Source organism: Psychrobacter sp. TWP2-1-2 (assembly GCF_049896785.1).
GTDB lineage: Bacteria > Pseudomonadota > Gammaproteobacteria > Pseudomonadales > Moraxellaceae > Psychrobacter.
Genome location: NZ_JAFCVA010000002.1, coordinates 192,720 through 213,860, shown reverse-complemented (window position 1 = coordinate 213,860; position 21,141 = coordinate 192,720). Strand labels below are relative to the sequence as shown.

16 protein-coding genes are annotated in these 21,141 nt (G+C 42.6%); 10 read left to right on the top strand and 6 right to left on the bottom strand.

The window, feature by feature from the left end:
• Positions 1-19: 19 nt before the first annotated feature.
• The 7 genes from ACP7AE_RS02865 (at position 20) to ACP7AE_RS02835 (ending at position 8,980) form a co-directional block, all read left to right on the top strand.
• Entirely contained in the window at positions 20-2,953 is a 2,934-nt protein-coding gene (locus ACP7AE_RS02865) for a valine--tRNA ligase (protein WP_426241267.1), read from the top strand.
• Positions 2,954-3,179: 226 nt separating this feature from the next.
• On the top strand, positions 3,180-4,238 hold the full coding sequence (locus ACP7AE_RS02860; protein WP_404643383.1) for an AAA family ATPase: 1,059 nt from the start codon (positions 3,180-3,182) through the stop codon (positions 4,236-4,238).
• Positions 4,231-5,928, top strand: a complete 1,698-nt coding sequence (locus ACP7AE_RS02855) for a hypothetical protein (RefSeq protein ID WP_426241266.1) — start codon at positions 4,231-4,233, stop codon at positions 5,926-5,928. Before ACP7AE_RS02860 ends, ACP7AE_RS02855 begins: the two co-directional genes overlap by 8 nt.
• The gene (locus ACP7AE_RS02850) at positions 5,921-6,328 is read left to right on the top strand and encodes a hypothetical protein (protein ID WP_426241265.1); all 408 of its coding nucleotides are present in this window, start codon (positions 5,921-5,923) and stop codon (positions 6,326-6,328) included. Before ACP7AE_RS02855 ends, ACP7AE_RS02850 begins: the two co-directional genes overlap by 8 nt.
• Before the next feature lie 182 nt (positions 6,329-6,510).
• Complete coding sequence (locus ACP7AE_RS02845; RefSeq protein ID WP_426241264.1) at positions 6,511-7,806, top strand: VWA domain-containing protein; 1,296 nt, start codon at positions 6,511-6,513, stop codon at positions 7,804-7,806.
• 297 nt (positions 7,807-8,103) lie between these two features.
• Positions 8,104-8,526, top strand: coding sequence for a YbaN family protein (locus ACP7AE_RS02840; RefSeq protein WP_087813547.1), 423 nt, complete (start codon positions 8,104-8,106; stop codon positions 8,524-8,526).
• A gap of 244 nt (positions 8,527-8,770) precedes the next feature.
• A complete protein-coding gene (locus ACP7AE_RS02835) occupies positions 8,771-8,980 on the top strand; it encodes a cold-shock protein (RefSeq protein ID WP_045453470.1) in 210 nt (69 codons plus the stop codon).
• A gap of 180 nt (positions 8,981-9,160) precedes the next feature.
• On the opposite strand, the gene ACP7AE_RS02830 is transcribed toward ACP7AE_RS02835, so the two are convergent.
• Positions 9,161-10,243: a YeiH family protein gene (locus tag ACP7AE_RS02830; RefSeq protein WP_426241263.1), complete on the bottom strand. Its 1,083-nt coding sequence runs from the start codon at positions 10,241-10,243 to the stop codon at positions 9,161-9,163.
• A gap of 233 nt (positions 10,244-10,476) precedes the next feature.
• On the opposite strand from ACP7AE_RS02830, the gene ACP7AE_RS02825 reads away from it, so the two are divergent.
• Entirely contained in the window at positions 10,477-11,412 is a 936-nt protein-coding gene (locus tag ACP7AE_RS02825; protein WP_426241262.1) for a LysR substrate-binding domain-containing protein, read from the top strand.
• 148 nt (positions 11,413-11,560) lie between these two features.
• On the opposite strand, the gene ACP7AE_RS02820 is transcribed toward ACP7AE_RS02825, so the two are convergent.
• Entirely contained in the window at positions 11,561-12,022 is a 462-nt protein-coding gene (locus ACP7AE_RS02820) for a universal stress protein (protein ID WP_045453475.1), read from the bottom strand.
• Between the two features lie 437 nt (positions 12,023-12,459).
• On the opposite strand from ACP7AE_RS02820, the gene ACP7AE_RS02815 reads away from it, so the two are divergent.
• On the top strand, positions 12,460-15,537 hold the full coding sequence (locus tag ACP7AE_RS02815; RefSeq protein ID WP_426241261.1) for an insulinase family protein: 3,078 nt from the start codon (positions 12,460-12,462) through the stop codon (positions 15,535-15,537).
• Between the two features lie 101 nt (positions 15,538-15,638).
• Here the strand turns inward: ACP7AE_RS02815 and ACP7AE_RS02810 are convergent, their stop codons facing one another.
• Positions 15,639-16,967, bottom strand: coding sequence for a serine hydrolase (locus tag ACP7AE_RS02810; protein ID WP_426241260.1), 1,329 nt, complete (start codon positions 16,965-16,967; stop codon positions 15,639-15,641).
• 161 nt (positions 16,968-17,128) lie between these two features.
• Positions 17,129-17,692, bottom strand: coding sequence for an NUDIX hydrolase (locus ACP7AE_RS02805; RefSeq protein ID WP_045453478.1), 564 nt, complete (start codon positions 17,690-17,692; stop codon positions 17,129-17,131).
• Positions 17,693-18,297: 605 nt separating this feature from the next.
• On the opposite strand from ACP7AE_RS02805, the gene ACP7AE_RS02800 reads away from it, so the two are divergent.
• Entirely contained in the window at positions 18,298-19,032 is a 735-nt protein-coding gene (locus tag ACP7AE_RS02800; RefSeq protein ID WP_426241259.1) for an NUDIX hydrolase, read from the top strand.
• Positions 19,033-19,098: 66 nt separating this feature from the next.
• Here the strand turns inward: ACP7AE_RS02800 and ACP7AE_RS02795 are convergent, their stop codons facing one another.
• A complete protein-coding gene (locus ACP7AE_RS02795; protein ID WP_426241258.1) occupies positions 19,099-20,460 on the bottom strand; it encodes an oxygenase MpaB family protein in 1,362 nt (453 codons plus the stop codon).
• Between the two features lie 92 nt (positions 20,461-20,552).
• A complete protein-coding gene (locus ACP7AE_RS02790) occupies positions 20,553-21,137 on the bottom strand; it encodes a DUF2799 domain-containing protein (RefSeq protein ID WP_426241257.1) in 585 nt (194 codons plus the stop codon).
• Positions 21,138-21,141: the final 4 nt, after the last annotated feature.

Sequence of the window (21,141 nt, the reverse complement as noted above, 5' to 3'; positions counted from 1 at the left end):
AATAAAAGATAATGCCATTATGAGTAACCACAACCTCACTACATCTATTCAAGCGGCCCTAAGCCAGTTAGAGAATGCTTACAACCCTGCAGAAGTCGAAGCGGGTATGTATCAAGGCTGGGAAGAAAGCGGCTATTTTAAGCCGACCTTTGATAAAGAAGAGTCGTTCTCTATCGCCTTGCCACCACCGAATGTCACTGGCTCGCTGCACATGGGTCATGGCTTTAACAACGCAATCATGGATGCGCTGACCCGTTATCACCGCATGGATGGTGACAATACGCTATGGCAACCGGGTACGGATCATGCCGGTATCGCGACCCAAATGGTTGTTGAGCGTCGTTTGGAGGCGCAAGGTATTAAGCGCCGTGACATGACGCGTGAAGATTTCGTCGATAAAGTGTGGGAATGGAAAGAAGAGTCGGGCGGCAATATCACCAGCCAAATTCGCCGTTTGGGCAGCTCGGTTGATTGGTCGCGTGAGCGCTTTACCATGGATGATGGTCTGTCCAACGCGGTAAAAGAAGTGTTCGTACGCCTGTTTGATGATGGACTTATCTATCGCGGTAAGCGTTTGGTGAATTGGGATCCAAAATTCCAAACCGCGCTGTCTGATTTAGAAGTTGAAAACCATGACGAAAAAGGCAGCTTGTGGCATTTCCGCTATCATTTCACGGATAAAGACCTAACGACTCAAGATGGTAAAAACTATCTGGTGGTAGCGACTACGCGTCCTGAGACTTTGCTTGGTGATACTGCTGTTGCGGTCAATCCTAGCGATGAGCGTTATGCACATTTAGTTGGTAAAACCATTACTCTGCCAATTACGGGTCGCGTCGTGCCTATCGTCGCTGATGATTATGTCGAAAAAGACTTTGGTACGGGCTGCGTAAAAATCACCCCAGCACATGATTTCAACGATTACGAATTGGGTCGTCGTCATAGCTTGCCATTGATTAATATCCTTGATGAGCGCGCCAATATTTTGCCAGCGATGGAAGTTTATCCTGATCTGCAAACACGTGAGCCAGAGCTAGAAACTACACCTAGTGAGTATGCTGGTTTAGAACGTTTTGCCGCGCGTAAGTTCCTCGTGGCGCAAGCAGGCGAGCAGGGCTGGCTAGAAGACATCGAGGACTACGCACTCAAAGCCCCACGTGCTGAGCGTGGCGGTACGATCGTTGAGCCATGGTTGACCGATCAGTGGTATGTCGCTGTGAAAGAATTGGCCAAGCCTGCGATTGACGCAGTAGAAGACGGTAGCATCGAGTTCGTCCCTGCGCAGTATAAAAACATGTATATGGCGTGGATGACCGATCTACAAGACTGGTGTATCAGCCGTCAACTGTGGTGGGGACATCGTATCCCTGCGTGGTATGACGATGCGACAGGTGAGGTTTATGTCGCCCGTGATGAAGCTGAAGTACGTAGCAAGTACAATCTAAGCGATGATGTCGTACTACGCCAAGATGATGACGTACTCGATACATGGTTCAGCTCAGGTCTATGGACGTTCAGTACGCTTGACTGGGCAGACGTCAACGCCGATCCACGCGTGATGGACACCTTCCACCCAACCAGCGTGCTCGTGACAGGTTTTGACATTATCTTCTTTTGGGTGGCCCGCATGATCATGATGACCATGCACTTCGTGAAAAACGAAGACGGTACGCCGCAAGTACCGTTTAAGACCGTCTATGTGCATGGTCTGGTCCGTGATGGTAATGGTCAAAAAATGTCAAAATCAAAAGGTAACGTTTTAGATCCGATTGACCTAATCGACGGTATTGATCTGGAAGCTTTGGTCGAAAAACGCACCAGCAATATGATGAATCCGAAAGACGCGGCCAAAATCGAAAAGCAAACGCGTAAAGAGTTCCCAGAAGGCATCCCAGCCTTTGGTACGGATGCATTGCGCTTTACCTTCACGTCCTTAGCCAGTACCGGTCGCGATATCAACTTTGATCTAAAGCGTGTCGAGGGCTATCGCAACTTCTGTAATAAAATTTGGAACGCCAGCCGTTTTGTACTTATGAACTGCGTCGATAGCGAAGGTGATGCCAAGCCTATCGATCAAGCGGCAAACCCTGACGTTTGGGAATTACCAGAAAAATGGATCATGAGCCGTCTGAACTCTACCGTTGCCGATATCCATCAGCATTTTGCCCAGTATCGTCTCGATATGGTCAGCCAAGATATCTATGAGTTCATCTGGAATGAGTACTGTGATTGGTATGTTGAGCTTGCCAAAGCCAGTCTAAATGATGACTCGGTATCGGATGAGCGTAAAGCGCAAATCCGCTATGTACTGCTGCACGTGCTAGAGACGGCGCTACGCTTTAGCCATCCAATCATGCCGTATCTGACGGAGCAAATCTGGCAGACAGTGGCACCGCTACTGGGTCGAAAAAACACCGACAGCATCGTGGTCGCTGACTATCCAAAAACGGATGCCGCACAAATCAGTGAGCAGGTTGAGGCGGATATGGCGTGGCTACAAGAGCTAATCGCTAGCGTCCGTAACATCCGTGGTGAGATGAAACTGGGCAACGCGGTACGTCTGCCCGTACTACTACAAAATATCTCTGCTGATGAAGATGCGCGTCTATCACGCATCAAAAACCAGTTCAAAGCGCTGGCCAAAGTCGAGAGCTTAGAGATCGTCAAAGAAGGCGATGAGGTGCCACTGTCATCATCAAGTATGGTCGGTCAGCTACGGGTACTCGTACCGATGAAAGGTCTGATCGATCCAACGGCTGAGCTAGCACGTCTGGGTAAGTCATATGATAAGTTGAAAGGTCAAGCCGAAGGCATCGCGCGTAAGCTAGGTAATGAAGGTTTTGTCAGTAAAGCGCCTGCGGAAGTGGTCGATGCTGAAAAAGCGAAACTGGCTGAGCTAGAAGGGCAGTTGACGGCGATGACAGCGCAGATGGAGCAGTTAAAGGCGTTGTAGCATTACCTAGATAGTAGCTCTATTTTTTATTTTGCGTCTACTCTATTAGTTAGTTTATACGCATAGAGCAAAACAAAAGTTTATGATACATTAGATCTCTTGGCAAAAGTACCAGTTTATTGACTTCCACTATCGGAGTTATGAGGGCTGCAATGACTTATGCAAGAGGTCTATTAATATACACCTTATTCTTAAAAATATTACTATGCAATTTAGAGAAAATACCATGAGTTCTAAACCTATTCAAAAAATTATATTTGGCAGTCCTGGTACTGGCAAGAGTCATATGATTGATAAAGAAATTATACCTAATGAATTGAAAATTAATATTGATAAGAATCCTGAGAACGTAGTAAAAGCTGTTTTTCATCCAGAATATACCCATGGTGACTTTATGGGAAAGTTGCTACCAATGACCAAATCAGGTCAAGTAGAATACAATTTTTATGAAGGACACTTTTTAAGAGCCCTAAGTCAAGCATATAAGAATATCCTCAAGGTATATAATAAACAAGGTGATAGAATAGAAGATACAGAAGTAGAAAATGTTGTATTGGTAATCGATGAAATTAACAGAGGTAATTCATCATCTATTTTTGGCTCAGTCTTTCAACTTCTTGATAGAGACGATGAGGGTTGGTCAAACTATAACACCAATATCAATGGTGTAATGTTTTTCAAGCTACTTGAGCTTATAGGTTTCACGTTCTCATATGACAAAAATCAAGAGATTGATGAGTACAAATTAAGGCCGTACGATGGCGTAAAAAAATTAGAAACGTTGCAAGAAAAAATATCATTCCTAAATTTTGATTTAATTAATAAAACAATAAGGATTCCACCGAACCTTTCCATTGTTGCTACTATGAATACGTCAGATAGTTCCATATATTATATGGACACCGCTTTTAAAAGACGTTGGGATTGGGAGTTTATCAATATTGACTCAAACTCGATAAAAGTCTCAGGAGTAGCTTTTAGCAATAGAACCGATTGGGATAGATTTATAACAAAATTAAATAATTTTATTAAATCTAATCACAACTATATTAGAGGAATAGAAGATAAGCAAGTTGGAAAGTATTTTATAAAAGATGAGGTGATACTCAAGTCTAGCATCCAAACTAAACTCATGTTCTTTATTTGGGATAGTGTTTTTACAAGAGATAAAAAACCCCTTTTGGAACTTTTAAATATTAAAAATAAAGATGATCTTGTAACGTTTGGAGATTTTGCAGAAAGAGTAGATGATTTTATTAAAGAGATTGAGAAACCTAATGTTTAACTTCAATGAGCTGAAGGTAATCAAAGGCAATGAGTCTGAAAATCGTAATTATGGCTCATTCGTCGGAATAAGGAAAGATAGCTGTACTCAAGAAATGATTTTTAATCTACCGAGAGGTTTCGATGATTTCGATATAAACTACGAAAATATTAAAAAAATATTTTTCGGCATGTACAAAACTTTTAAAAAGTTCATAAAAAGTAGAAAAAATTTATATAATATCTCTGATTATAAGCCACAATCGAAAGACAACATGAACACGGATAGAAATAATTCCTATCGGTTTACTGATACAAATAATAATGAAATTATAATGTATAGTAAGATTGACATGATTGATAAGATAATGTCTGTTCAGAACCTATTGGATTTAGATGCTTTAATTCAGGAGGTTGGTTTGTTAGAGGACATAGATTATTCGGATATAGATAATCTAGTTAATAATGGAGTGTTTTTAAAGAACAATAGTATCATAATTGATTTTATGCATGGTACAAGAAATGCTATACATAGTATACCAAGCGAGATTATTGAGATATATTGTTATATTTATAATGAGGTTTTAGTCGAGTTAGAATACGAAGTTGACGAAAAAGTAAAGGATATTTCATATAATTTCTCTTATCAATATCTAACTAGCGAGCAAAGTTTATTTAATGAAAATAATTATGAGTCTACAATAAAAATACTTAAAGATCGTTTGGATATAACTCATAGAAATACTTCATATAAAAATAATTCCTATTGGATTGTATATGAGGCCGTAGAAAACTTCTTATATGGCAGCCTAGAATTTGACGAAAATGAAGGGCAAGGATTTTGGGGTATTAATAATTTTTATCAAATATGGGAGGATATGTGTAATTCATTTTTTATTAAAAATATTGAAAAGGATAAAATACTATATTGTGACTCTGCTCTCAGATTGGAAAATAAAGTTGATAATTTAAAAAGAGAAAATTTCGGCGGTTTTAATATACTAATAGATAGTAATTTTGACAATAATTTCAATATCAAATTCAATAAAAACGAAAGATGGATGAGACCTGACCTTATTGTTCATAAGAGCAATAATTCAATTATAAAGTCATTAATTGATAATGGCATTATTTCATACGAATTTGAAAAATCGAAAAACTTGCTCATGAATAGTCTTATAAAAGTTAGACTGAATCATAAGAAAGTATATGATGATGTTCCAAGCTATGAGTTTCAGAATAAAGTTTTTGACTATATAATAAATAAATTTCAAGGTATGAGTCATAGAAACCCTAGAAAAGGAATATCTAAAAAATATCATAGCTTAGCAGTAAAGAAAGTAAATTCTAAACTATATTATTTTAATGGAATAACGGAAAAAGACTTCTTATTAGAATGGAATGGTATTGTAGAAGATACTATTAGAAAAGAGTCTAATCATGACATATATTGTATAGATTGGAAATATCTGCCAATAAGTTTCTTTGATAAAGATTCTAAAGATTTAAAATCAAACATAGTAAAGCAACTAACATATGAGTTCTGCTTAAAAAATAATGCCTACTGCAAAGATAAGAAGATAAAAAGCCAATTTATACTACCTTCCTATAAAACTACTGAATCAGTAATTGATATCTATAGCGAGATTGATGAAATTGAAGTATGTATGTTGAATTTTGATAAAGTCCAGAGTGTATACCTCTATGAGTAAAAAAGAATTTCGAAGTGACTATATTATAGATTTTAAATCTAATTTAAAAGATATTAAGATCAAAAAATATATAGAAAAATCAGTTAAGAGCTTCTTAAAAAAACATGAGATTTATGACTATTTACTTATTAGTCCTGAGAATCAAATAACTCATAAAGACTTCAAAGTAGTAGATTTTAGTTATTTCTATGAAAGTATAGTATTTGATTTTTCAAAAGAAAATGACATACTAAATATGAAGACTAAGGTTTGTATTACTTTTGACAAACGCTTATGTAATATTTATGATGACCATACAAATAGGTATTATAATACACTTTCAATTGGTGGTTCTAACGTTGCCTACTATATTCTATTTACTTTAGATGAGATTTATGACTATATTTATTATGATGTTTGAAATATTTTCATAATTATATATTTACAGCTAATTTATAACTTACGCTTAACCTTAGAACTCTGAAAAAATTAACAATAGTTCTAGAGTTAAAAAATCGCCGCAGCAAACACTATGGCGGTTTTTTATTGCCAGTAATTAGTCTATTATCTTTAAAAGAATAAAACTCTCATGTAAGGAACACCATGAACCATCTCACCGTCGGACAACGCGCGCCTTTAGGCAATCTTGCTATTGACGACACCGCACCCATCACGCTCAAGTTCACTCGCCAAAGCCCAATCGAGATGGACATCAGCTGCTTTGCCTTAGACGCAGCGGGCAAACTGATCAATGATGATTATATGGTGTTTTATAATCAGCCAACCTCACCATGCGGGCAAATCAAGCTCACTCATTACGAGTCACAGCCAACGGCGAGTAAGGGCATCCAAGCCGAGTTTGAAGTTGATTTATCCAAACTGGCTGCGAATATAGACAGCTTGTTTTTTGTATTATCAGCTGACACGCCGCTCAATCAAATTCAATCGTTAGAGATTGGCATTTGGCAGCAGTCACAAAAGGCACAGGCAGCGTATCAAGCAGCAGACTTTGCCCAGCAGCAAGCCAGTATGCTGATGCAGCTTTATCGCAAGGGTGGCGTTTGGCGAGTATCTAACGTCGCGCAAGGCTTTAATGGTGGACTTGCCGCCATCGTGCAACATTTCGGTGGTGACGTAGAAGAGAGCAGCTCGACAACAGCTGACGTAACCGCTACGCCAGTCCAAGCAAAACCGTCGTTAGAGAAGGTCATGCTAGACAAAGCCCCCAAACTGGTCAATCTAGCCAAAAAAGCCACCATATCACTTGAGAAACGCCAATTGCAGCAATTAACCGCAAAAGTAGCACTGGTGTTAGACGCGTCAGGCTCAATGAACAGACAGTACAAAAAAGGTCGCGTGCAAGAGGTGGTCAATCGCATATTGCCATTGGCAGTGAACTTCGATGACGACCAAGCGCTAGACTGTTGGGCGTTTGCCCGAGACCCGCAGTATTTGGGCGAGATTGGGCTGAGCAACTATGACGGTTTCATTAACAACGCTCATGGCGGCTGGCGCAAATGGGCACTTGGCCCACGCATCAACAATGAAGCAGAGGTCATGAAAGCCGTGACGGAATTTTACCAAAAAGACGGCTTGGATGTGCCTGTATACGTGCTATTTATCAGTGATGGTGGGGTGAATGATAATCGCGGTATCACGAGAGTCATGACGGAAGCCGCGAAACTGCCGATATTTTGGCAATTTGTGGGCTTAGGTGGTCGTGGTTATGGCATTCTCAAAAAACTAGACGACATGACAGGGCGCGTGATTGATAATTGCGACTTTTTTGAACTCGATGACTTGGACGATATCAGCGAAGAAGCCTTGTATGAAAATATGCTAGAAGAGTTTCCAATGTGGCTAAAAGAAGCCAAGCAACTTGGTATCGTAACGAAATAAACCAATCAGACACTTGTCACTAAAACTAAAAGCCGCCCATAGTCTAGACTGTGAGCGGTTTTTTAGTGCTAAAAATTCAGTCAAAGATTGTCAACGCACTTACCCAACCACTAACCAAACATACCTATTGATAGCAAAAACCTCGTAAAAATAGCCTTGTACCGTTTTAAGTGATATTGCATGCTTAGCTACCTATATAGGTAGGCAGTTCTATAAATGATTATCTGGTTTAACAATCTAGCTGTCTAATCTTTATTAAATATTAGCCTCTACATATCATTCAATGACAGTATTTTTATGAGCCAACACAAAAAAGCTTTTTATTATCGACCCAAAACCAATCAGCATAACAGCCCAACGGTGCGTTGGACGTTTGTCATATTGGGTTGGCTATTTTTTGTATTAGGGATTATCGGCGTGTTACTGCCAGTCATGCCGACTGCGCCTTTTATATTACTGGCGGCAGGTTGCTGGGCACGTAGTTCCAGGCGCTTTCATTTTTGGCTGATCAATCATAAATACTTTGGGAAATTTGTCCGCGATTGGGAAAATAATCATGCGGTGCCACTCTATGCCAAGTGGTTAGCGACAATAATGATGACTATTTCAACAACGATGTTATTTTTTAATATTCCCGCCGATATGATATGGATGGCATGGCTGGTAGCCGTGGTCTGTACTGGGGTAGCGGTCTATTTGTTCCGTTTGCCAAATGCCTAAAATACGTTGATTTTCAGGTCAAAAATCATAAAAAACGGGCTTTAGTTACATGAAAGCTAAGATAAGACTTGCGAAATCAGGATGTTCCCCCTATAATACGTCCAAGCTTAAGAGCAGTTCTGCACCAAATCATTACCTCGTAGTATTAGTTATAATCCTTCGTTTTAATATTTATCGTTCAGTAGCTATTTGCAAGCGTTATCGGTCACTAGGCCATTAATAAATTTAAAAGTAGGATTATATTATGTCAGACGTTCAAAAAGGTACAGTTAAGTGGTTCAACGAAGCTAAAGGCTTTGGTTTTATCGCTCCAGAAACTGGCGCAGACGTTTTTGCTCATTACAGCGAAATCACTGGTTCAGGCTTCAAAACTTTAGCTGAAGGCCAAGAAGTTGAGTTCACTGTAACTCAAGGTCAAAAAGGCCCACAAGCCCATAACATCGTTGCTATCTAATTTGTCTTTATAGACACTTAGAGCAAGATGAAAAAAAAGCGAACCTTCGGGTTCGTTTTTTTTCGTCTAAAATTTGGTGTAGATTACTCATAAAAAAGCCTACTTACTATGTTAATAGTCGTAGGCTTTGTTGATTCTGCATAAATTTATAGTGGGCAAGCTATCATAGGAATGAGCGTCTTATAAAAAACTGATACCTATATTTATTAGACCACCGCCAACGATCAACCAAGCAAACATAATCGCCCCCAAGATAAGGGGTTTAACGCCAGCTTGTTTAATAGCGCCCAAATGCGTGGTTAGACCTAGCGCAAACATCGCCATGGTAAGCAGCACGTCGTCTAGCATCACCATACTACGCTCAAAGCTTGCGGTCATCGGTACCCAAGTGTGTAGTAAGACGATGGCAATAAATATAAAGGCAAACCAAGGCACTTTGACTTGTTGGACGCGATTCATAAACGATGGTTTTTTGCCATTGTCGCTGCTACCTTTGGTTAGGGCAAACGATAAAATAAGTAAAAAAGGAGCAAGCATCATGACGCGTATCATCTTGGTAACAACCGCTGTGTCACCCACTTCGGGACTGACGGCGTTACCAGCGACGACGACTTGCGCCACTTCATGAATGGTGGAACCCGTATAAATCCCGTACTGCTGAGCATTTAGCCAAGGTTGCAACCAACCAAGATGGTATAAAAACGGATAGAGCAGCATCGCAACCGTACCAAAGACCACCACTGTCGCCACGGCAATAGTGACTTTGTGTGCTTCCGCTTTGACCACAGGCTCTGCTGCAATAACCGCGGCGGCACCGCAAATACTCGCACCTGACCCAATTAATAGCGTCGTTTGTTTATCGACTTTTAACCATCGGATACCTATCCAATAGGTGAGTAAAAAGGTCGATGTCAATACTAAGGCATCGCTCATCACCGCAGACAGTCCGACACTTGATACTTGCGTTAAGGTCAGCTTAAAGCCATAAAACATGATGGCGAGGCGCAATATTTGACCTTTGGCAAATGCCACGCCGACATTTAAGCGCTCAGCAAGGTTAGGATAGACCGTATTGCCCAATACCATACCAAGGAGAATGGCTAAAGTGAGAGAAGATAAGCCAACGATACGTCCATTTGTCCATGTGTTGACACTAGTATTGAGCCACAAACAAAACAAGCTGCCAATCAGCACGACGATGAGCCCTGCTAAATGGCGGCTGCGCGGGAGATAGTTATTTACTGATTGGGTCAAGGCGTACATGACTGACTGTCCTATTATGTATTATCTATAATCGAAATAAGCATAAGCTTATGAATAGACATTATAAGGCAGACCAATCTATAATAAAAACAGATTAATTAGATAAAAACTATCGATTTTTTAGGTTAGTAAAAGTCTTTGGGCTAAAAAGATGGGTTTTTAGATCAGGGAAGATTTTAAAAATAACAGGTGGTTTTTAGATTGTATCAATAAGATGGGGTATCAGAGAAATTATGAAGAAAGCCATGCAGGTATTACCAAAGATTACCCTCAAGCAATTATCAGTGTTTGTCAGTATTTATCAAACGGGTAGTACCAGCCGTGCCAGTGAAGCGCTGCATTTGTCGCAGTCGGCGGTCAGTAGTGCGCTGACAGAATTAGAAGCAAGGCTACAAATGCCATTGTTTGAGCGCGTCGGGCGTAGGCTTAATCAGCACCCCAATGCCCATCCTATTTATATACAGGCACAAGCTATCCTAGGGCAGGCCTTAACTCTAGAGCATTATCATAAGCATCAAGCAGGGCAGATTCATATCGGTGCTAGTACCACGATCGGCAATTATGTGCTGCCACCGCTGCTTGCCAAGCTATATGCGACGCTACCCGATGCCCATATCGATATGTATATCGCCAATACTCAAGAAGTGGTCAGCGAAGTTGAGCAATTAAATATTGATATTGCGCTCGTAGAGGGTATGCCGCGTCCAACAGATATGAAGGTGATCGAGCAGCGTGCGTGGCGGACAGATACCTTGATGATCTTTACCAAGCGCGATAGCAAATGGTTGACAGACATGGCAGCGTATAACGATGCGGATAATTGCTACGAGCTTAGCATTGCACAACTTGCAAAGCTGCCGTTATTGGTACGAGAAGCAGGGTCAGGTACACGGCAAATTATCGACGAGCAGCTGCTCAAGCATTTGTCTGATGCAGAAATCGTGATGGCGATTCAGCAGTCGGAAGCTATTAAGCATATGGTGAGTGCAGATATTGGTCTTGGCTGTTTATCACAGCATGTCATTCAGGCAGAGCTGACAGCAGGAGCGCTGGTACAGGTGAAAGTCGCGGGCATCGATTTGTCACGAACTTGGTGGCTAGTGTGGCATAAAGCCCGCCATCAAAGCCCGATTTGGCAAAGCTTTATTGATATTTTGACAGCAGATTAATTTTAGTGATAAATATAGAGGTCTTAGCGAGAATATGTACTATTTTAGTTAGTAATAAAAAAGCGCAATGTCAGACAATGCGCTTTTTTTAATGAGCTTTTTTAATAGCTTTAACTAACTTGGAAACAACGTTAAGTCTTTTTTTAAACTACTTATTAACGGGCTTATCCAGTCTCACGACTAAGCTATCGCATGGGACATTAGGCAAGATATTATCTGCCGTCGCGCCACTGAGCCACGCTGCGATACCATGGCGTTCGTGACGACCAATGACTAGTAAATCAACATCATGCTTATGACAATAGTTGACGATACCTTCACTGTTAGAGATGGCAGTGGTCACTTCAGAATTCACCGCATGTAGGTCATTACGCTCCAAAAACTGTGCCAGTTTGGCACGCGCTTCTTGACAGCGTTCATCATCAATTTCGTCATATAAGCTGGAGGCTGGCACCAATTCATAGCCGAAGCCGACCATGGTATCTTTGACGATATGTAATACCGATAACTTGGCGTTAGGACGATTCTCGACGATACGTTTGGCCTTTTGGGCGACCACATCAGCATCGGACATTAAGTCGGTGACCAATAAAATATGTTCGTAACTCATGAGCGGCTCCTTGTGACAGATGATTCTAACTATAGCATTACTGATGGCTGCTGTTAAGTAAGCTTTGAGTTCGCTTTGTGAAAATCCGACATTCTGCCATATTGGTCATCTTTATCACTACAGTATCTTGACTTATGAAGGTGCGAACCCCATCTAATTCCGTTAGGCAAATTCTTTTTAATTTATACCAGTGCATTGCTGTCACTTAAAATGATGCACGGGTACATGCCATTAAATTTGAATATTACTCATAGGTTAATCACAATAATACTCACAATATTTTTATATAAATAGCATATAAAAAACACCCTACGATAAGTATTACATATACTATTTATCTATTGTTTACTCCGATTTTATTTTATCGCCACTGGCTAGATTTAGTCATTAATCGCATATTATTCTAAATAAAATTAGAGCAATCCATAAGGAAAATTATGACCGACACGTTATCTACTACTGATCTAACTTTGCATCCTGCCTTTGAGCTGATTGAGCATCGCCATATCGATGCATTGTCGATGGACGTATTGATAAGCCAGCACGTCAAAACAGGCGCGATGCATTACCACTTGGCACATCCGAGTGACGAAAATGCCTTTTTGGTGGGCTTTCGAACTCAGCCAATGGATTCAAAAGGCGAGGCGCATATTTTAGAGCACGTGGCTTTATGTGGCTCTGAGAAGTTCCCCGTCCGTGACCCGTTTTTCTCAATGATTAAGCGTTCGCTCAATACTTTTATGAATGCGATGACCGCTGCCGATTGGACGGCATATCCGTATGCGACGCAAAATAAAAACGACTACTTTAATTTGCTAGCCGTTTATCTGGATGCATCGTTTTTTCCGAATATTCATCCGCTGGATTTTGCCCAAGAAGGTATCCGTGTTGAGTTAGACGAAAATGACAAGCCGCAATTTAAGGGTATCGTTTTTAATGAAATGAAAGGCGCAATGAGTGGCGAGATTGACCAGTTGTATCATACGGTCGCCCATCATTTATTCCCAACGACGACCTATCACTATAATTCGGGCGGCGATCCTGCCGATATCCCTGACTTGACCCATACTGAGCTGGTTGAGTTTCATCAGAGCCATTATCATCCGTCAAACAGCGTGATTATGAGCTTTGGTAATATTCCAGTCGCTGAAACCCAAGCCAAAATCCATGAAGATGCCTTGATTCAGTTTGAAGCGGGTAAAAAACACGTCTCACGTCCTGAAAAACGCCTGTCTGCACCGATTAGTGCGGTTGATACTTATACGGCTGACGAAGCAGGGCCTGACCAAACGCATCATGTGATTGCATGGTTATTACCATCGATTACTGATCCCAAGCAGCGTTTGGCATTGCGTTTATTAGAAGGCGTGTTGGTTGAGCATGCTGGTTCGCCGCTGCGTGCGTATCTAGATAGCCATCCACTCGGTAAAGCGCCAAGTCCGCTACTAGGGCTGGATGACAGTCATTATGAAATGGTCTTTTATACCGGTCTGCGCGGTTCAAACCCTGAACACGCCGAAGCGGTAGAGCAGGGCATTATTGATTTGCTTAAAGAGGTCGCGAGCCAACCGATTGATGATGAAACCATTGAGACGATTCTGCACCAAATCGAGATTGATCAGCGCCATATCGGCGGCGATAGCATGCCCTATGGTCTAAATCTCATGCTAGAAGGCTTTAGCACTGCTATTCATGACGGTAATCCTATCGATGTATGGGAAGTTGATGAGCATTTACAATGGCTGCGTGAACAAGTAAAAGATGCGCAATGGTTACCGAATTTAATCAAGCAGCATTTGCTTGATAATCAGCACCGTGTCCGTGTCACTCTGACGCCTGATAGTGAAAAAACCGCCCGTTTGGCAGCAGCTGAGCAGGCTCGTCTTGATACCATCGAAATGGATTTGACCGCTGATGATAAAGCTATCTTAAAACAACAAGCGTTAGATTTGACAGCGCGCCAAGCAGCGCCTGATGATTTAAGCTTATTACCAAAAGTGGGTTTAGAAGACGTACCGACTGATATTAGCTTTAAGCAAGGCACGCAAAAGCAGATTAATTTGAGCGGCAAAGAAAGTACGTTATTTGAATATGAAGCAGGCACCAACGGCTTATATTATTATCAAATAATTGTACCGTTGACTGATGCGATTGGTAATGAGAATACAAGCGAGCTGCCCGTTAATGAAGTCATTAATCATCCGCTATTGCCTATTTATTTAAGCTTATTGTCAGAGCTAGGTACAGATTCTCTTAGTGCCCATGAAATGCAGGCCAAACAAGCGGCGCATTCATCAGGGGTGACGGCGCGTATCAGCCAACGTACCAATGTCGATGACAGCCAAGCGATTAGCAGCTATTTCGTCGTGGCAACGCGCGCGCTGAATCGTAAACCTGAAGCGATTGATTTGCTCAAAGAAGTCATGGAACACAGTATCTTTAGTGAGCATGATCGTATCAAAGAAATCTTGCAGCAGCGTCAAGCAGGCTGGCAGTCAAACCTTGCCGGTTCTGGACATTCTTATGCCATGCAAACCGCCAGCCGTGGTATGAGTCGTCAAGCGCAATTAGAGTACGTGCGCAGTGGTCTGCCAGCATTGAACGCGCTAAAAGATTTCTTAACCCATGCCAGTAGCGATGATTCACAGTGGGATAAATTAGCAACCAGTTTGATGGACTTACATCAGCGTTTGATCAGCTTGCCTAAATACGCAGTCATTATTTGCGAAGCGGAGCAAACTGAACGCTTAAGCAATTTAATCGTTGATAGCTGGAAAGACAGCCAAGCGCCAAAAATTGCAGCGCAGTTAAAAAATTCTGATGCGAGCATCGACGCCAATATCCCAAGCGAGTTTGCTGAATTGCAACTTGATACGGCGTTAAATGGTGAGAAAGACGCGGTCGAAGCGCTAGAAAGTGATGTGGCGCTCGATGTTGAAGACTTAGCGTGGCTAGTGCCAACCAACGTCTATCATAATGCCAGCGCTTATACCGTACCAGCGGCTGATCATCCAGATACGGCAGCCTTGATGGTATTAGCGCCTTATCTACGCAATGGTTATCTGCATAGCGCTATTCGTGAGCGCGGCGGTGCTTATGGCGGCGGTGCGGGCTACGATGCCAATGCCTGTGCCTTTAAGTTCTTTAGCTACCGTGACCCGCAGTGTGCTGAAACTTTTGCGCACTTCGATGCCAGTATCGAGTGGCTATTGAATGGGCCGCAAACGGACGAGCAGTTAGAAGAAGCCATCTTAGGTATTATCTCAGGAATGGATAAGCCAGGCTCTCCAGCAGGGGAGGCGGTTAAAGCCTGCTTTGCAGATTTGCATCATCGCGGCGTCGACTGGCAACGTAAAATGCGTGCCTCAATACTGGCCGTGACTGTGGCTGACTTGCAGCGCGTTGCTAAGCAATACCTGCAAGGTCAAAAGCATGTACGTGCAGTACTCGCGCCTTATGATAAAGAAGCAGCAGTACAAGAGTTAGGCTTTAACGTTTGTAAAATTAAAAGTTAATCTTCTTCAAGTCTGCTGATTTAATCGTTATATAAAAAACAGCCGCTTTCACTAAAACTGGAAGCGGCTGTTCTTATTGCTTGATAGTGTTTTTTACAGGTTTACTTTCTAATTAAGTAATTTGCCACCGCTTTATAAGCTGGTAGCGAGGTAGGGTCGATTTTACCGTTACTAGCATCCGGATATGACGCAAAACGAACGATGACCATATCGGCTGCTGGATCCACATAGACCGTTTGACCGTGGACGCCGCGTGCCGCATAGATGGGCGTGGGGTTATTAAATAACCACCACATACTTGTGTAGCTACCGTTAGTCAGCTGCTTATAATCGGCTTTCGCAAAAGCTTCTTTATCGCCACCCGCTTCGATATTATCAACGACCGCAGCTGGGAATAAGCGCTCACCATTAATCTCGCCTTTATTGAGCATCAAGCTACCAATGCGTGCCATATCATGCAAGCCTGCACTAAGACCGCCGCCAGCAAACGGCGTACCTTTAGCATCGACCGTCATATAGGCGCTTTGTTCAGCGCCGATTTTTTGCCAGATGCGCTCCGAGAGTAATTCATTCACCGCTTTACCAGTCGTACGCGAAATAATCCAACCTAGCGCGTCGCTATTAATGGTTCGATAGTTGAAAGCTTCCCCATGTTCGCCGTTCTTCTTAACTGTTTGCAGGTACTCAAAGTAACCATTGGGTCCGTTATAATCTTTTGGTTTTGGTAATGGGCTTGCCGCTTCTGAATACTTCCAGATATCGGCATTAGGATCGGCATAGTCTTCGCTATAATCGAGCGCTGTGGTCATGTCCATGACTTGGCGTACGGTTGCATCACCAAAACCACTGTTCTTGAGCTCTGGAATGATAGACGCCACCAAAGCTTTATCGTCAAGCTTACCTTCGGTCACGAGGATTTCTGCTAACAGCCCAGTCATTGATTTGGTCATCGACATCGCCGCATGATTGCCCAGCTCATTGAGGCAGCCGTTTTGGCGCTCGTATACCACCTTGCCATGATGCATGACCATAATGCCGTCAGTATAATTGGCATCCAGTGATTGCTTCCAAGTCATCGGGCGCTTACTGTCAGTAGGCATAAAGGTGATGGCATCGATATTTTTATCTAACGCATAGCTGAGCTTGGAAGGCGCACCGATACCGCGACTGACGTCAGTGGTGGGCATCAATTCACGGATATGACAGACCGTCCAGCGCAGCTTGGGAAAACTAAAAAAATTAGAGGAAGGTTGAGTAATCAGTTTATCGGCAGGCGGCGGAAAACCTTGCATCCAGCCAAGCGTTTGTGGGTCGGATTGTTTGGCGGTTAACCGTGCATCTTCCGCATGGCTGGTAATACTTATACTGGTTAGAGTCATGGCGATGGTCAGTGGTAGTAGCGGTAAAGAGCGTTGCAATAAAGTCAGCATAATATTCTCGCAAGTCGGCTTAAACGATTGACTTCAGACAATAAAAAACCATTGATAGGTGGCTATATTCAAAACTTAGCATAAGACTTATCAATGGTTTTTACCAACCACTTTTGTAAAGCAGTCAATTTTTTATAAGGTTATTTTTTATATGCTTAGGGCTAGTAGCGCTTGATCGCTTGGTCTTTACCGATGATATCCTGATGAATAGGGAAATTTTCATGATTATCGTATTGCTTGCGGTCAGCAAAGTAGCTTTTTAGGGTGCGACGTACCGCTTCAAAGGCAAGTTTGTCCCATGGAATGTCTTCTTCGGTAAATAACGCACAATCAAGACTTTCAGAGCCGATGCCATAAGCACCGTCTTTTAACTCAGTGATATAGATGCTATAGATTTGCCCGATATCAGGAATATCATATAAGCAATATAAATGCGGATTGATGACGACCGCTTCGGCTTCTTCAAAGCTTTCACGAGCGGCCCCTTCTGCCATGGTTTCGCCATTTTCCATAAAGCCAGCTGGTAGTGTCCATAAGCCATACTGTGGCTCGATCGCGCGGCGACATAGCAGTACCCGATGCTTATGCACAACGAGTGAGCCACAAATCACTTTTGGATTTTCATAGTGAATATAGTGGCAATTGGGGCATACCAAGCGTGGGATATTATCAGTGGCTGGTATTTTACGTTCTGCTTCATGACCGCATTGTAAACAATAGCGCATATCAACTGCCTTATTTAATGATAAATCTACATGATAAATAGAAATGAGAAAAAGGATTGTCGTTCTTTGAAGAATTATGATTCTTATTTTATAAAATAGTATGACTTTAGCTTATCAGATGTTAGGTGATCATAGTTGTTAATCCTAAGATAACACAAATTCTCATCACACTGGCAGTGATAATAACAAGCACACAGGTTTGCGCAACTGCTTACGGCTACGGTTGCTATTAATGAATGTATCAGCAGGCAAAGCAGGACAGTCACATAAAGTATATGCAGTCACGATAAGATTGCGCTAGGCTAGACTCACGCTAACTATTGAATGATAGCTTTACCAACAACAAGAGTAATGGCTGCCGCGACTGGTGTTGTTGTAAGTAAGGGCAACCAGGTAAGGGCAACCAGCAAAGCGAGCGCATCTATCAGAGTAAGGGGTATTAAAAAATGCCACTTTACGTCGCCAAGCATGACGATGAATGAATGGAGGCCAGCATGTAGATGCGATACGCGTAGCAATAACTCTGGCGCAAGCGTTGTACACATTGCGAGAGATAAGCTCCACTATCCGATGCTTAATTCTAATAAAAATATAGGGCAATAATCATGTTACTTCCCCCGCAGTCGCTACGTTTTGATGAGTTTTCAGTTGCTGTGCCGGACTTTATTCGTTATCCCACCATTAGAACGTTGGCGGAACGGGTGCAGCATGAGACCTTAAATGCCGTCACCAGTCCTGCGCTGTATGATGCTAGCACTTCTCGTAGCACTCGCATTCTAGATAGCTTGTATCAAACACCCATTGCCGATGCCTCGGTATTGGTTGCCATTACCCATGAACGCCATCCAAAACTGCTACTGACACGCCGCGCTGCGCACATGAACAGCCATGCTGGCGAGGTCTCTTGCGTTGGTGGTAAACATGACGCAGGCGACGGTAATAATGTCGTCACCGCTTTGCGTGAAGCCTGTGAAGAGACGGCACTACAACCTAATAAAGTCCAGCTAATTGGTCAATTGCCCATTCAAACCTCTAAAAGTGGTATGAGTGTGCGTCCTATTGTGGCGCTGATTGCGCCAGATTTATTATTAGTCCCTGAGCTTGGCGAAATCTCGCGCATTTTTTGGGCAGATTTTGAAACCTTGCTGACTCAGCCTACTGTCGAGTATACGGTAGAATATGCAATGCAAGATAAGATCGCGACCATTCTCACGCCTAGCTGGCAAGTGGATGGTGAAACGGTTTGGGGTCTGACAGGACGAGTCATTGCCAGTCTGTTAGAAACAGGCTTTGATCGCCAGCTTGAGTGGTATTATCGTATCCAAAATACGCGAAATTAATCCGTAAGGCGACTGACGTCTAATCCTTATTCATTTTTTTATCTACTATGCTTTATTTATAATCCCCTACTTATAATATTCGTCATTTTTCTTCAGCCACCAGTTCATATTATCTTGGCGTTTGGCGCGGAAGGCTTCTAGTTTTTCAGCCACACTTTGATTGTGCTGACGTGCCGTATCGAGCGCAAAGAGAATCGGCACTGACGATAAGACACCAAAGCGGATTTTTGATTTTGGCAAATCCAGCCCGTCGCCGATATCATCGCCGACCAAAGTACGGGTCACGCTAGCATTGACCATCTCAACAAAACGCCCCCGTCGATTGTCTTCGCCCATCAGCTGACGTGGCAAATCATGCAGAGCCTTGGCTAATGGTTGCCCCATTTTAAAATCAAGTTGCTGAATTGACAAATAGGTATAAAGCCATTCCCAACAGGCGGTTTCATCTTTTGGCAGGCGATCTAAGTCAACCCCCATCCAATAACTGGCAAGATTCCATAGATGCAGAATACCTGCCGCTTCTTCAGTGCTGATGCGTGCGCCAAGCAGCCGTAACCCGCGCATAATCAACAATGAAAACTGCAAATGAGTAGCAATCATATCGGTTTGATTGATAGGAAGACCCCAATAATCAGTATTCCAGCTGCCATCTGAGTTGTGATGTTGGTCGGCATCTGGTATGACGCCTTTAGCAGCATTGCCTTTACCTTTGAGCAAGTTTTGCCGTACTAAGGTATGAATTTGCCGCACTTTGATTGATTGCCGCCAACCTTCTGAGCCAATCGCCAATACTTGCTCGATAGACTGACGTTGATTATGGGCGTTTGTATTCGGCTTATGTAATGGGGGATGTTCAGAGACGGCTAGGATATAAGCGTAAGTACGCATCAGGCGCGGCAGGGCATCGTGCATCAATGCGCCTGTCTGAATGAGCGGCAGGGAGAGGGCAGGAATGCTGTAGCCTGCCATCAGGGCAACATTACGTAGTAGCCAAATCAGCATCAGAGGATAGCGTCGATAGGCAACCGCACCGATTTGGGCAAGCTTGGGATCGAACCAAGTAGGATGACTGCTAAATTGCTCGGTTAAGGCATTAAATGCAGGGTTATTTGTGAGATTAGCATCGAATTTACTGCTATCGCTGATAATAAATTGCTGTAGGGGCTTTGCAAAACGAATGCCGTCAGCGGCCAATGTATCTGCCAGTGAATCGCCAATATCGTAGCCTGCGACTATTTCATTTAATAAATCTTGCGAGATAACGAAGTCTTTTGGCAATAAATAACGCTTGATGCGCTTTAAGACTTGCAAGTCGCTATGGTCATCAATCGCGGTCGTCCGTCCGTGACGCTGATAAGGTTTTATTGAGGATTGTTGGTGATTCAAAGTATCAGCCGTCTGTTTATCAGTTATGTTGATTGAATCCATATTTATTAAATGCCTCTTTACCAAATGCCTTCTTACCAAATGCTTTCTTACCAAATATTTTCCTATTAGATTATTTCACAAGGCCAATAGTATTAATAGCTATTTGACTGGTTTAGAGCTTCTAATTGTCTTTGCGTGGTGTTCATACGGCGCTTGGCTTTACGCAGCTCGTCGGCTAATGACAGTAGGCGCGCGCGTGCTTCTTTTTCATTAGCAAAGTTTAACATCGCCCCACTTTCTAGCTTATCAAATTCTTCTTGGTAGGTTTCTATGAGGCGCTTGTCTTTGTCTAACTGACTTTCTAATGCGTAATAGTCTAAGCCTTTTTGATTAGCAGTTTGTAGTGTATTCGCCAAGGTTAAGGGGCAGACATTATTGAGCTGACGTCCGCGCCGACCGACATTGTAAGCATTACTGGTCGTGCAGTATTGCTTAAGCCCCAGCTGGCGACCGCGCTCCCATGCCAGATAGTTGGGGGCAACACTGGCCTTGGCACAGGCTTTGGCATGTGATGCAAGGCGGTCTGATGGGTAACCTGCCACGCCATCGTTGTAGCCAATAGCCTGCCAGTCACCAACAAGGCACTCCTGCTTAGAGAGCGTGGCACAGCTTGATAGTAAAACAATGCTACCAAGGAGCGCTAAGCTTAACGAAGGCCGCGGTACAAACTGTCGCATGATT